13 protein-coding genes are annotated in these 13,772 nt (G+C 67.4%); 10 read left to right on the forward strand and 3 right to left on the reverse strand.

What is annotated here, in order from left to right:
* Positions 1-7 precede the first annotated feature (7 nt).
* Positions 8-1,003: a DMT family transporter gene (locus tag LGY53_RS21225; protein ID WP_225728435.1), complete on the reverse strand. Its 996-nt coding sequence runs from the start codon at positions 1,001-1,003 to the stop codon at positions 8-10.
* Positions 1,004-1,205: 202 nt separating this feature from the next.
* Between LGY53_RS21225 and LGY53_RS21230 the strand changes: the two genes are divergently transcribed.
* The gene (locus LGY53_RS21230; RefSeq protein ID WP_225728436.1) at positions 1,206-2,465 is read left to right on the forward strand and encodes a helix-turn-helix domain-containing protein; all 1,260 of its coding nucleotides are present in this window, start codon (positions 1,206-1,208) and stop codon (positions 2,463-2,465) included.
* Positions 2,466-2,471: 6 nt separating this feature from the next.
* Here LGY53_RS21230 and LGY53_RS21235 read toward each other — a convergent pair whose 3' ends face one another.
* Entirely contained in the window at positions 2,472-3,032 is a 561-nt protein-coding gene (locus tag LGY53_RS21235; protein ID WP_225728437.1) for a TetR/AcrR family transcriptional regulator, read from the reverse strand.
* Between the two features lie 113 nt (positions 3,033-3,145).
* On the opposite strand from LGY53_RS21235, the gene LGY53_RS21240 reads away from it, so the two are divergent.
* The 7 genes from LGY53_RS21240 (at position 3,146) to LGY53_RS21270 (ending at position 11,394) form a co-directional block, all read left to right on the forward strand.
* Positions 3,146-3,646, forward strand: a complete 501-nt coding sequence (locus tag LGY53_RS21240; RefSeq protein ID WP_225728438.1) for an agmatine deiminase family protein — start codon at positions 3,146-3,148, stop codon at positions 3,644-3,646.
* Positions 3,643-4,242: a VC0807 family protein gene (locus tag LGY53_RS21245; protein WP_225728439.1), complete on the forward strand. Its 600-nt coding sequence runs from the start codon at positions 3,643-3,645 to the stop codon at positions 4,240-4,242. Before LGY53_RS21240 ends, LGY53_RS21245 begins: the two co-directional genes overlap by 4 nt.
* A 68-nt stretch (positions 4,243-4,310) precedes the next feature.
* Positions 4,311-4,814 (forward strand): hypothetical protein, encoded by a 504-nt coding sequence (locus LGY53_RS21250; protein ID WP_167472708.1) that lies wholly within the window; start codon positions 4,311-4,313, stop codon positions 4,812-4,814.
* A complete protein-coding gene (locus LGY53_RS21255; RefSeq protein WP_225728440.1) occupies positions 4,814-6,196 on the forward strand; it encodes a hypothetical protein in 1,383 nt (460 codons plus the stop codon). The genes LGY53_RS21250 and LGY53_RS21255 overlap by 1 nt, the downstream gene beginning before the upstream one ends.
* Positions 6,193-7,521, forward strand: coding sequence for a VWA domain-containing protein (locus LGY53_RS21260; protein WP_225728441.1), 1,329 nt, complete (start codon positions 6,193-6,195; stop codon positions 7,519-7,521). The genes LGY53_RS21255 and LGY53_RS21260 overlap by 4 nt, the downstream gene beginning before the upstream one ends.
* A 10-nt stretch (positions 7,522-7,531) precedes the next feature.
* Complete coding sequence (locus LGY53_RS21265; RefSeq protein WP_225728442.1) at positions 7,532-8,644, forward strand: AAA family ATPase; 1,113 nt, start codon at positions 7,532-7,534, stop codon at positions 8,642-8,644.
* Positions 8,641-11,394: a DUF5682 family protein gene (locus LGY53_RS21270; protein WP_225728443.1), complete on the forward strand. Its 2,754-nt coding sequence runs from the start codon at positions 8,641-8,643 to the stop codon at positions 11,392-11,394. Before LGY53_RS21265 ends, LGY53_RS21270 begins: the two co-directional genes overlap by 4 nt.
* Before the next feature lie 724 nt (positions 11,395-12,118).
* Here the strand turns inward: LGY53_RS21270 and LGY53_RS21275 are convergent.
* Positions 12,119-12,379: a hypothetical protein gene (locus LGY53_RS21275; protein ID WP_225728444.1), complete on the reverse strand. Its 261-nt coding sequence runs from the start codon at positions 12,377-12,379 to the stop codon at positions 12,119-12,121.
* Positions 12,380-12,603: 224 nt separating this feature from the next.
* On the opposite strand from LGY53_RS21275, the gene LGY53_RS21280 reads away from it, so the two are divergent.
* Positions 12,604-12,873 carry a hypothetical protein gene (locus tag LGY53_RS21280; protein WP_225728445.1) on the forward strand — a complete coding sequence of 90 codons (270 nt, stop codon included), beginning with the start codon at positions 12,604-12,606 and terminating at the stop codon, positions 12,871-12,873.
* 127 nt (positions 12,874-13,000) lie between these two features.
* Positions 13,001-13,747, forward strand: a complete 747-nt coding sequence (locus tag LGY53_RS21285; RefSeq protein ID WP_225728446.1) for an LGFP repeat-containing protein — start codon at positions 13,001-13,003, stop codon at positions 13,745-13,747.
* Positions 13,748-13,772: the final 25 nt, after the last annotated feature.

Consider the following 13,772-nt stretch of genomic DNA (forward strand, 5'->3'; position numbering starts at 1 on the left):
TCTGAAGCTATTCGACCCGGGTGAGCTCCGAAATCTCTTCGACCGATCCGATTTCGGGAGGCGGTCTGTCCGGAGCGGGCGATCGATCGGCCATATTCAAACCCACCGCGCAGCCGACGATGACCGCGCCGCCGATCAGGCCGCTGATCGTCGGAATCTGTTGGTAGAAGATCAATCCGAACAGCAGACCCCAGACGCATTCCAGGGTCAGCAGATTGCCGCCCTGCACCGGGTCGACGCGCTCGAAGCCGTAATTCATCAGGAATACGTTGAGTACGTTCAGCAGTCCGGCGCAGGCGATGGCGGCCCAGAGGACGGCCGCGGAGGCGTGCGTGTGGACGTGCGGCATGCCATCGCCCTGCAACACCGAGGTGAGCGCGACACCCGCTGCGCCCAATCCGACGGTGAGCGCGGTGATCTCGTGATTGTTGAGGGTGCCGTCGTGCCAGTCGCGCCCCAGGTAGCTGAACGACATGGCCAGCATGGCGATCAGCGCGATCAGGTTGCCGATGTTCCACGACCCCGCGCCGACGCCGACCCCGGACAGGATCGCGACCCCCGCCGCCGAACCGAGCAGGAAGATCACCCGCGGCGGTGTCACCCGCACCCGCCGCAGCAGCAGTCCCAACGCCGCCACCAGCGGCAGGGCGGCGATGAACGAGACGTCACCGACGGTGGTGAGCGTCGCCGCCTTCGAAAACAGCGTGGTGCCAACGACATACAGCAGGATCGCGCGAACGGCCAGCACCCCCCATTCCCGTTTGCCCGAGCGCAGCACGGTGCGCCAGCGGATCCAGCGGCAGAAGGCGAGCAGCGCGAGCAGGAAGGCGACGCACGAGCGTAGATAGACCTGCTGGGCGACGGTGAAACCGCTGTCGAGAAAGCGCGCGAACACCGTATTCATCGCGAACGACGCTGTCAGCAACACCAACGCCCCGACGCCCCGCAGGTCGACGACCTTGCTACTGATCGCGGTCCCGTCTATGCCACTCAGGGTACCCACGGACAGGCGCGCGAGACAGGGACCCGCCAGTGCACCGTAAGCCGACAGTGGCTGTCAAGTCCAGCTGGCACCACTTACTTGCACGCATGGCGCGCAGAACAGTACGGGCATCGACGCGGGACCGCTACCGGGATACCGTCGAGTAGCGGACGAGGGTGCGCGTCCAGCCAAAAGGGGAACAGGCCCATGATCTGGAGATGCCGTGAGGAGCCAGCACAGTTTCGCGTGCGGCCGCAAGGTCGCGCGGGAACAAGCCGCCGCCGGAGGTTCGACCTGGGAAACGGTACAGGCGGTTCGATCACATTGCGGGGTTTCGCTGTTGCGCGCGCACCGCATAGCGCACGGCTACACCCTCGTCGAGGTCGCTGAACGATTGCAACCGCTGCTCATCGCGGGCGGTGCGGCGGGACGCTGCTTATCTCATCAAAGCGTTTCGCGCTGGGAGACCGGCCTCGATATGCCGTCCTACCAATTCCTGGACGCGCTGTGCCGTTTGTACCGGACCCGCCCGGACCGGCTCGGCTTCGGCAGCGATTACTCCGAACCGGATACGCCGCCGCTGTCGAAACCCGAACGGTCCCAGGCGATCACCAGCACGACCGAATCGCTGCGCACCCTGGAGGAGAGCGCGGAGCGCAGCGGTTATCTCGTGTACGTGCTGCCGCCTTCGGAATACATTCCGGCGCGGATCCGGGAATTGGCCAGGATTCAGCAGCTGCTGCTGTCCGATCAAACTCCCGAGGTGCAGCGGCGGCTGCGCAGGGTGGAATCCATTCTCGCCGGATTCGTCGCCTTCCGGCTCAACGATGTCGCCGATATCCACGACACCTTCCCGTGGTTCTACAAATCGCGCCGGGCCGCCCGCCGCGCCGGAGATCCGCTACTGGAGGCCTGGTTGGACGGGCATCTGGCGCACGGGCACGAGTGTTACCGGCACGCGCTCGACCAGGGCCTGGCCGCGGCCCGCTCGGCGCAGGCGGCGAGCGGGTCCGAACCAACTCCGGCAACGGTTTTCGGACTGCTGGCCGAGGCGGGCATCCAGGCCAGGATCGGCAGACGCCGGGAGACCTTCGTCGCGATCTCCAACGCCGACCGGCTGTTCGCCGCGCTGCCCTCGGAGTCCACCGCCGACGACAACCTCGGCACCTCCGAATACATCCTGCGCTGGCATCAGTCGCACGCGCTGAGTTCGATCGGCGATTGGCGCGCCGCCGAGGAATTGCGCAACCGGGTGCTGGAATTGCCGATGGCGCAGAAGGATCAGGTCGGGCGCTCGCTGCTGGATCTGGATCTGGCCGCACTGCTGGAACGCCAGGGACAACTCGATCACGCCCGCGAGCTGATCCGCCGGGTCTGGCAGTCGCTGCCGACCGAACTGCGGGTCGGCCAGGTGCGCAGGCAGGTGTCGCAGTTGATCATCGGATTGCCGCCGAGCATGCGGGACGGCATCTTCGAGCACTGACCCGGTTCAGCCGAGCCAGGCGCGGACCCAGCCGCGGGCGATGCGCCGGGCCCGTTCGGGCGCGACCCGCGCGGGCTCGGTGAGCACCGCGATGGCCAACCCGTCCAGCAGCGCCAGCAATTCCGCTGCGGCATCGCGTGATTCGGCTTCGCGGGCCGGGTTGGCGCGGGCCAACACCCTGGCGAGCAGATCCTCGGTCTCCCGCCACTGCTCCCGGTGCACCTCGGCGATCCGCCGGTCGTGCGCGGCGCGGGCGACCAGCGCCAGCCACACCCGGGAAAGCCGGTCCTCCCGCGTCGGCGGCAACAGGAATTCGGCGAGGCCGAACAGCATTTCGCCGGGTTCGAGGTCGGCGATCCCGGATCGGCGCAAGCGCGCGTCGGCCTGGTCGCGCATGTGCTGCCAGGCGGCCATGAGCAGATCGGCCTTGGTGGCGAAGTAGTACTGCACGGTGCCGATCGAGACCTGCGCGCGAGCGGCGAGGTCGCGGATGCTGACGCCCTCGATGCCGCCGTCGGCGATGGCGTCGGCGAAGCGGTCCAGCAGTTGGCCGCGTCGATCGGTCATCGCGCCTCCTCCGCCGGTAGGGTGCCGCGTCCTCCTTTCATACGATCGTATTAGCCGGTCACATCTCCTACCGTCAAATTGTCATACGTGTGTATGAACCAGGAGGAGAACCGATGCGAACCGAACTCACCGGCACACCGGCCGCCGACGGCTTCCGGATGCCCGCCTGGAACGGCTCGACCAGTACCGGGCGCCGGTGGTGTTCGAGGGTGGAATGCTCGATGTCGACGGTTGCCCGCAGCACGGCGGCACTGGAAATTCTCGAACGCGAGACCGATGCGAACGGAAACCCGTTGACCGTCACCAAGATTCCGATTCCCGGCCCGCTCCATATGACCGCCGAGGAGAATTCGGGCACCGATATCGGTACCTCGCGGAACCAGACCGGGAATCGGCTGGCGGGCTCCTACTGCAACTTCTATCTCGCCAATGGCGCGGTACTGGTTCCGCAGCTCGATCCGGCGACCGACGACGAGGCCGTCGCCATCCTCGGCAGGCTGTTCCCGGAGCGGGACACCGTCCCGATCCCGACCCGCGACCTGTTACTCGGCGGCGGCAATATCCATTGCGCGACAAGGCAATTGCCTGCGGCTCTGGTCGGCAGCCCGCGGTGAAACCGGCGGGGTTGCGCAGGATCGCCTGGCTCGCTTTGGATCTCGGCGTTTCACCGGCAGCCTTCTACCTCACCCAGGCGGCGGGTGTCGAGGTGGTCCGCTCGCTCGTCATCGCGACGGTGACCGCCGGCCTATGGCTCGGCGTCGGCATGGTCCGCACCCGCAAGGTGGATGCGCTCGCCTCCATCATGATGGCCACCTACGCATTGATGCTCGCGCTGGCCGCGGCCACCGATGATCCGCGCCTGGTGCTGCTGCGCGACCCGATCGTCAGCGCCGCGGCGGGCCTCGCCTTCCTCGGCAGCTGCCTGACCGCCCAACCCGCCACCGCCTATCTCGCCCGCCGACTACACGGCGAAACCTCCACCAGCCCAAGCCAATTGATCGACCACCGAGTGCAGACCACGGTATGGGGCTGCGCGCTGACGACGGAGTCGCTGGTGCGCGTCGCACTGATCTTCCTGCTGCCCATCCCGCTCAGCGCCGGCCTCTCGCCCGCAGTGGAGCTGGTGCTGATCGCGGTGCTGATCGTCTGGACGGTCTGGTACCGGCGGCGGCGCGCGCGGGAACGGGTCGTCGAACGGCGGTATCGCTGACGCTCGACGAAACTTGTCGGTGGCATCGCCTACGTTCAACGGCATCGCGACCGAACGGGAGGGAAACGATGGTCTCGAATTCGAGTGATGCCGAAGCGGATTGGGCACGTGCGGCGGTGGTGGCGGTGCTGCCCGCCGTCGCGCCGCGCAAGTTGGCGAAGGTTCCGTTCGTCGAGCTCGCCGACGGCAGGCTGCAGGGCGTCGTGTCCAGCGGGTCCGATATCTCACGGGTCTACGTGGCCTCGGTGACCGCGAGCACCCACGGGTTGAGCTGTAGCACCAACAACAATCGGCCGTGTGGCGGTCTGTCCGGCTCCTACACCTGCAAACATCTCGACGCCCTGTGCGACGAGGCGGTGCTGCAGTACGGGTTGGACCGGGTGGCGAAATACCTGCGGGTCGAGGTGCCCGAGGGCGCTCGGCTTGCCAACTGCCTCAACGGAACTCGCGAACCGGCACCGGCGGCCGCGGTATTCGACCGGTTCCTGCGGCATCTGGCCTATCTGGAGCTGCCCGGCGCTGTCACACCCATCCCCGAACTGCATTGGTTCCCGGCCGCGGGGGTGCGCTGATGTTCGGTGCGCAATTGGGCGAACTGCTCGGCGACTCGCCGGAGGGTGTGTCCGCCGCCCAGGATGTGCTGGCCGGATTCGACGACGCGCTGGCCGACGGGCTCGCCAGAGTCGGCGATCGGCAGGCGGCGGCACTGCATGCGCTGGCCGGTGCGGTGGCCGGATCCCCACTGGCCGTTCCGGTTTCGGAGGCGGTGGCGAAGGTGAACGCGGGCGCGATCGGCGCGGATCAGCTGAGCGCGCTGGCCGCCGCGCGCGCCGCCCTGCTCGGTGCGACGCACGACGCGCTGCTGGACCGGTTCGATACCGCACTGAACCGGAGCAGAGCGGCCTGGGATCCTGCCGATCATGAAAGTGGCGGTGTCCCAAGCCAGCTCGCGATCGGCTGCCGGTCGTGGTTGGGCGAGTTGGCCATCACGGGTTGGCGCGGTGTCGACCTGGACCTGGTGTCGTCGGCCGACCAGACCGTCGCCGCGCTGCTCGCCGACCCGACGCGGCACAGGCTCGCGGTGCTGCTCGACGGATTCGCCGCCGAACTCGCCGCCTCCTGCCCGATCGCGACGATGGATCGGCTACCGGCGCGCCGCTGGGCCGACCTATGGGCGCGGGCACTCCTATTGACGTGGCGCAGTGGCGATTCCGTTGCGGCGGAGGCGGTCTCCGGCCGGTTGCTCATCCTCGGCGTCGATATGCACGAGCACGGCACCGCGGTACAGGCCCAGGTATACGGCGTCCTGGAAACCGGCGGCGCGGATTCGCGCCGGGTACGGATCAGCGTCTCGGCCGCCAAGGTGGACACGATCGTCGGGCCCGCCGTCTGGCAGTTGCTCGGCGCCCACCGGAATCTGCGCACCGCGCTGGCCGAACATCGCGCGCTGGAGCTGACCGATATGCCGCTGACGGCCACCGGCGACCTGATCTGGCACGACGACCGGGCACAGCTCGGCGATGCGGCGGACCCGTTCGCGACGGCGCGGATCCAACTCGCGGCCGCCACGGCACCGGCGGCCGCACCGCTGGACCGCGATCCGGTGCACCTCGCCGAGCCGGTACTGGTCGCGGGATACCGAATCGCCGACGGCGCACTGGAATTGGACGAACATCGGCTCGCGCTCGAGCTGGATAGGTTGCCGTCGAGCGGGCCGCTCACCGCCGCGGCGGTCACCGGTTCCACCGCGTGCATCGGCCTACTGCGCTGGGACGGTCGCTGGAGCCTGCGTCCGCTCGCGATCCAGCGCAAGGCGAAAGGCCAACCGGTCGCGCTGCACGGCGGCGACTGGGCGTGCGGGCCGACCGACCCGAAAGTGGCCAAGGCACAGGCCAAATCGGGTGACGCGGTGGCCGTGCTGCGCGAGCGGGCGGGAAGGTTGCTGCGGAAATGAACAGCCACGAAACCCGCCGCCAGATCCTCTACTGGCGCCTGCTGGCAGGCGTATTCACCGGTGACCCACAGCCCACCCTCGACACGGCGAGCGCGGGCATCATCCAGGATCTCGGACTGCCCGTCGCACTGCTCGACCCGAGCGTATCCATCGATACGGTGGTGCAGCGGTTTCCGGAACTCGGACCCGAATTCGAGTCGCTGGATCCCGGTGGTACCGAAACCGACGGTGCCACAACGGAATCAGCAGGCAGCTCGGAGGAGACGTCCGTTGCCGCAGGCGGCAGCGCGGCCGATGTCCGGACCGCGGCGCTCACCACCAAACTCCTGCTCAACATCTTCGCGACCGGCTCGGGCGCGGTGAGCGCCGCCCAGCTGTCCGGATGGCAGGCGGATGCGAACTGGCTGCGGCGCTCGCTCGGATCCGGCAAGGCAGCCGGAATACACGGCGTGCTGGGCGATTTGGAGGCGGACCTGGTCGATAGAATGCGCCTGCGCGAAGTGCTCGCGGACCCGAGGTTGGCCGGTCAGCTCACCCCGAGCATGTCGCTGATCGAACAGCTGCTGCGGGACAAGCACAATCTGTCCGGCGTCGCGCTGGCCAATGCCAAGGCGCTGATCCGGCGTTTCGTCGACGAGGTCGCCGAGGTGCTGCGCACCCAGGTGCGCCAGGCCAGCGCGGGTGTCATCGACCGCTCGGTGCCGCCCAAGCGGATACTGCGCAACCTCGATATCGACCGCACCATCTGGAAGAACCTCACCAACTGGAATCCGGAGGACGAGCGCCTCTACGTGGACCGGCTCTTCTACCACCTGACCGCGAAACGCACCGTGCCCGCCAAGATGATCGTGGTGGTCGACCAGTCCGGCTCGATGGTGGACGCCATGGTGAACTGCACCATCCTGGCCTCGATCTTCGCCGGATTGCCGAAGGTGGACGTGCACCTCGTCGCCTACGACACCCAGGCGCTGGACCTGACCCCGTGGGTGCACGACCCGTTCGAGGTGCTGCTGCGCACGCAGCTCGGTGGCGGCACCGACGGCCGGGTCGCCATGACACTCGCCCAGCCGAAGATCACCGATCCGAAAAATACCGTGCTGGTGTGGATTTCGGATTTCTACGAATGGGAGTGTCAGCAGCTGTTCGAAAGTATGGAGGCGGTGCACCGCTCCGGGGTGAAGCTCATCCCGGTGGGCTCGGTGAACAGCTCCGGACAGCAGAGCGTCAACCCGTGGTTCCGTGAGCGCTTCAAAAACCTTGGCGCCCCGGTGCTTTCGGGACACATCCAGAAACTCGTGCACGAACTCAAGAACTTTCTCGACTAGGAGAGCCACCATGAACGACGTCCTGCGCGCACCCGCCGAAACCAAGTACGCCGAGGAGCTCGACTGGCTGGAGTCCATCGACGACGGCCCCAAACCGTTCGCCTGGCGGCTCAGCCCGAAGATGGTGCGGCTGTTCATACTCGGCTCCGAGCGGTCCGACGGCCTGGACCGGCAGATCGATCAGAAATGGTTCGGCGACCGGAGTTTCGTGGAACGTAGCATCGTCACCCTGGCCTCCGATCGCGGCCTGCTGCTCATCGGCGATCCCGGCACCGGCAAGAGCTGGCTCGCCGAACTGCTCGCCGCCGCGATCAGCCGCAACTCCACCCTCGTCGTCCAGGGCACCGCGGGCACCACCGAGGATCACATCAAATACTCGTGGAATATCTCGATGGTCATCGCTAAAGGGCAGTCGCGCGAGTCGATGATCCCCTCGCCCATCATGACCGCGATGGAGCGGGGCGTGATCGGCCGTTTCGAGGAATTGACCCGCGCCACCAGCGATGTGCAGGACGCGCTCATCTCGATCCTGTCCGAGAAGTACGTGTCGATTCCCGAACTCGACGACGACAACGTGGTATTCGCACAGCCCGGATTCGCCGTCATCGCCACCGCGAACAGCCGCGACCGCGGCGTGAACGACCTCTCGTCGGCGCTCAAGCGCCGATTCAATTTCGTGCGCATTCCGGTGGTGTCCAACAAACGCAGCGAGGCCGAGATCGTGCGCTTCCGCACCGCCGAACTGCTGCGTCGGCATCAGATCGAATTGGACCTGCCGCCAACGCTTTTGGATATCCTGCTGGAAAGTTTCGCCGATCTGCGCAGCGCCGCCGCGGCCGCCACCGGCGACGACGACAAGCTGGAATCGGCGCTCTCGACGGCCGAGCAGATCGGCGTGCTCGAGGATGCGATCCTGCACAGCCAGTTCTTCGGCGACCGGGTGCTACGCGCCGAGACGCTGGCCGGATCGCTGGTCGGATCGCTGGCCCGGCGCACGCCGGAGGATCTGGCCATCCTGAACAAATACCTGCACGGCGTCGTCGAACCGCGCAGCAGGAACGCGGGCGGGGCGTGGACCGAATTCCTCGATGGCGGGCGCGCGGCGATCGCGAGCCTGTCGTGAATGCCGCGACACCCGGGTCGAGCCCGTTCGCGGCGCTGCGCGAGCAGCTGACCGCCGCTGCCGCCGAGTTCGCCGGTGTGCCGGGCGATCTGCTGCTCGGCATGGTCGACGATGTGGACCGGGCGCTCGGCGAGGAGCTGGAAATCTTTCCGGTATGCCATCATTCGCCGGCCTCGGCGCTGGCCATGGTGCGGCGTCTGCACGAAAAGCGGCCGACAGTAATCTATTTGGAGCTGTGCGAGGATCTGCGACCGCTGCTGGACGAGCTGCGGAACTGCCGGCTCCCGGTGGCACTGCAGGCCTTCGCCACCGAACTCGACGGCTTTCCCGCCGCGTGGTCGCCGCTGTCGATAGTCGCGCCGATCACCCAGGCCTCGGCCGAATATCAGGCCATCGCGTACGCGCTGGATTCGCCGGGTGTCGAACTGGTGCTGGTGGACCGTTCGATCGATCACGTATTCCAGTGGGCGCCAAGGGAAGACGACAAGTCGGATGATTCCGCGGCAAAGGACGGCGGGCTGCACGGCGAGGCCGTGGGCATCGAGATCGGGGATCTGCGACCGCGATTCGCCGAACTCGAGCAGTACCTGCTGCACCACGGCAAGGTTCGGCACTGGTCCGAGTGGTGGGATCAGTACGTCGAACAACCACTGGCCGACGCCGATTACCACACCTACCGCCAGGTGATGGTGTTGATCGGCAGCCTGTTCCGCAGGCTGCGCCGCGACAGCACCGCCGTCGACGAGGACCGGGAACGGTACATGTGGACGCGAATGCGCGAACATCTGGCGGCCACCGGCACCGATCCGGCGCGGTGCATGTATGTGTGCGGGGCCGCCCATGCCGCCAGCCGGGTCGAGCAGTTCGGACTGTCCGCCGACGTGCCGTTCGAGATCACGCCGCGCTCGGCGACGAAATGGCACTACGGGCTGATCCCATCCAGTCACTCGGCCATCGAGGCGCAGTTCGGGCTGACCGGCGGTGCGGTGTCGATCGCCGCGGCGACCTGGACGAAGTCCTTGCGGCGCAATAAATTACAACCATTCGAGCTGGTCGGGCAGCCCGGCGGACAGCCGAAGACCAAGCGCACGCGCGGCCTGGTGGCCAACGATACGGAACCGGGCGACCGGCTGTCCGGATTCCTGTCGCGGCCGCCGGTTCTCGATCCACTCGACGAGGCCGAACTGCTGGAGTGGTCGGTCGATATCGTGCGGCTCGCCCGCCGCAACGGGTACCTGGCCAGCACCGCCGACGCGATCGCGGTATTCGAGACATCGATTCTGCTGGCCGGTATGCGCAACCGCGCCCGGCCGACCCCGTACGACTTCCAGGACGCGGCCGTCACCTGCATCGAGAAGGACCGGGTACCCGGCAGGCGCGATGTAGCGCGCCTGTGCGAGATCCTGCTCGGCGGCGACCGGATCGGCCAGGTCGGCTATGCGGCGCTGCCGCCGCTGGCCCGCGATGTGCTCGACCGGCTGCGGCCGCTCGGTCTCGACCTGTCCAAGCGGACCATACAGCGGGCGCTGCTCGATCTGCGCGCCGATCCGGCGCTGCAACCCTGCTCGGATCTGCTGTGGCTGCTGCGAAAGTTGTTGCCGGACGACTCGATTCGGCCGATCATGGGTTCGCGGACGCTCGGCGAGAAATCCATTCAGGAGAGCTGGGATCTCGGCCTCGGCAAATATCAGCGCTCCCTGGTGGAGCTCGGCTACGAGGGCGTCACCGTCGAGCAGGTGCTGGAGCAGCGGTTGCGGCGTGCGGTCAACGAATCCGGCGCGACCGCCGCCATCGCCCTTTCGGCCGTGGAAGACGCTCTGCTGTACCTGAATTCGCCCCGGCTCGCCGATGAGCTCGGCGCCCGCGCCGTCGAATTGCTCGCGGCCGAACGCAGCGTGGACGACGCGCCGCTGGTGCTGCGTCGAATCAGATTGCTGCTCAACTACTTCCGCACCACCGCCGATGGGTTACCGGAATGGTGCGGCAGATTCGTCACCGCGGGGTACGCCCACTACTGCACGCTGCTGCCCACCGCCTTCACCGCCGAGGACACCGGTACCGGTCAGGTCGCGGCCATGCTCGGCTTCCTGTTCGGCATGGAGCATCTCGCCCTGTCCCTCGGCTGCGACCACACGCAGCTGGAACTCGCGGTGCGCCAATCCCATCCGGAGGCTCCGGCCAAGGTCGCCCTGCTCTGGGCGGCCCGTTTCCAACTCGGCCTGCTCACCCTTCCCGAGCTGCGCGAGCGCTGCGACGCCATGCTGGCCAATCCGCTCGTGCTGCCGTCCTTCCCGCAGTACATCGGCGGCTTCGTTCAGGCCATCGATCCGGCTCCCACACTGAAACCCTTTGTCGTCGAGCTTCTTTCGAAAGCCTTCGGCCGCCTCCCCGACCGTGTGCTCCTCCCATGGCTGCCGACGCTCATCACCACACTGCGCGACCAAGCCGCCGATATGGTCCCCGCCCTCGTCCGCGAAGCGGCCCGCACCTTCCCACCCACCGTCACCGCCATCGACACCTGGACACCTCCGTGGTCGGCAAACCCCGAACCCCCCGAACAACTTCCACCCGCACCCCGCGGCCCCGCCACCGACCTCTTAACCACCCATCCCACCACCTGCGACGCCCTGGCCATCCTGCTGGGCCACGAACCCACCTGGTCCCAACCGACCCCCATCACCTCGAACCCCCTGCTCACCACCTACCCCACCACCGCCGAAGCCCTAACCATCTCCCTCGGCCTGAGCTGACCGGCCGACCGTCCGCACCGCAGCGGCCGCAACCCGGGCTCACCGACCGGCGGCCGCCCGCATCTGGCACACCCCGCCGACCCACTGGCGAGCCGCCGCACCCGCGGCCACTCGCCCGGTCGAACCGCATCACGGCGACAGTGTCAACGCCCGCGCACGCGACGGCCGAACCACCTCGAGGTGGGCGATGATTCAGCGTCGCCACCTCGGCAAACCCCATTCGCTCTCCGCACCAGCCACAACCACCGCATCGCAGGCGCCCAGACGGCAGGATCGGCGCACCGCTCGATCGAATCCGCCGCCGCCGAAAGTCGGCTTCGGTCGGATCGACGGTGATGAAATCCCGTTCGCCGACCGACCGCGGAATCGCGACCTCACCCGCGCCCCGCCCAACTTTCCGAGCAGATATCCCACCTCGCCGAGCATTGGCGTCGGCACCAACAGCGACCGATCGGCCAAATGGGTGTCCCGTGCAGAGCTCGAAGTCCCTGGTCGCGGGCGATCGCGGCTACCGTCCGAAATCATCGCCGAACAGCTCTTCGCTTCGCGCGGCAACGGACCTACCGTCGCCCTCGATACTCCCGAACCATGCGGGCGGCCACGTCCGCGGGCCGACTATCCGCAGGTGCCGACTCAGGTCCGATAGTGCGTCCGGCACCGGGTTCTCCGGAATCTCCTCCATCAGGCACCTCCAAGACCGAGTAATGCAGATACGCGGGCCGGTCTACCGATCCCCGTTGGAACGCTGATGGTCGCGCCATGCCTTTTGGGTCTCGGTCAGTTTCGGGCGCGGGGTTCGGGTTCGAAGGAAGTTGACCACCATCAGCACCGGCAGGATGAAGGCCTGGAAGAAGATCAGGTACGAGCCGCCGTCGAAGAAGAAGACGAGATAGGCGGCGTAGCCGAGGTACACGACCCCGAAGATGCCGTTGAGCATGCGCGAAGTCGGGCTTTGCCCGTCCTTGACCAGCGCCATCGCGATCATGACGGTGCCACTGACCGCGAGAAGCGCTACATACCAATTGAACACGGAAGCCCCCCATGTATACCGGCCATACCGGACAGTCCGGCGACGTCGGAACGATAGCACCCCACTGCCACAACCAGCCATGGCTTTCGGGCGCGACCGCAGCCAATGTTGTGTCGTACCGGTTGGTTTGGCGGATTCGGTCCTCGACCGGGAGGGTTGGGTGGGGTTATGGTCGGCGCATGGTTCGCACCGCGGTCGCGGCGACCGATCCGGATGAGCCGGACCGGCCGATGTCGGTGCCGCGGGCCGACCATTTGGCGGTGGTGCCCGATGCGGGCGAACCCGGGGCGGGATCCGGGTTGGGGCCGAATGTATTGTCCGGTGCTGATATCGAGCGGCTGTCAGTGGCCGCGCGGCATCGGGTCGCGGCGTTCGTGCATACCCGGCTCGCGGATCTCGAGGAGTTGGGCGATCCGGAACTGCCGGAACAGCCCGGAGAACTACGGTAACGATTCGGCAACGACCGCCGATACAGTGCGTGGTCGCGCCGCAGGCCCGACCAGGCGCGCGGCCGGATGTGCAGCGGAGCACGGGCCGCCGCCTGCGCCACCGAACACCTTCGATCGAGGAGAGCCCGTGGTATCGCTACGTCCGAGAAACCGTTCGACCGCGCGCGGCGCGTTGGCCGTGACGGCGGCGGCCGCCGTACTCACCACCGTCGCGGGTACCGCGGCGGCGCGCCCGATCGGGCCGTTCGACGTCGGCGGCGCAATCGAGGTGAAATACGACCAGCTCGGTGGTGGCGCGTTCTTCGGCGATCCCACCTCCGCCGAACTCGATGCCGCCGCGGGCGGCCGATTCCAGACCTTCGAGCGCGGCGGCGCGATCTACTGGCGCGGCGACGTCGACGCGCATCAGGTGGGCGGCGCGATCCAGGACAAGTGGCGCGGCCTCGCCGGCGAATCCGGCGTACTCGGCTTTCCGGTGACCGACGAGCAGTCGACGCCGAGGAATCCCGGCCGCTACAACCATTTCCAGGGCGGTTCGGTGTACTGGTCGGTCGGTACCGGCGCGCATCAGATCGGCGGCGCGATCCGGGACAAGTGGGCCGCATACGGCTGGGAGAGCGGTCCGCTCGGCTTCCCCATCTCCGATGAGGCCTCCGCCGCCAATAACAAGGGCCGGTACAACCTCTTCCCCGGCGGCGCGATCTACTGGTCGGCCCGCACCGGCGCGCACGTCGTCTGGGGCGCGATCCGCGACAACTGGGCACTGCGCGGCGGCGAGAACGGTTCGTACGGCTTCCCCACCAGCGACGAGTACGACTACAACGGCGGCAAGGCGCAGGACTTCCAGGGCGGCCGAATCACCTGGACTCCCTGATGTTTCGGCCTAGGCCCCCAAAAAT

The organism is Nocardia sp. JCM 34519.1 (assembly GCF_020361265.1).
Lineage (GTDB): Bacteria > Actinomycetota > Actinomycetes > Mycobacteriales > Mycobacteriaceae > Nocardia > Nocardia arthritidis_A.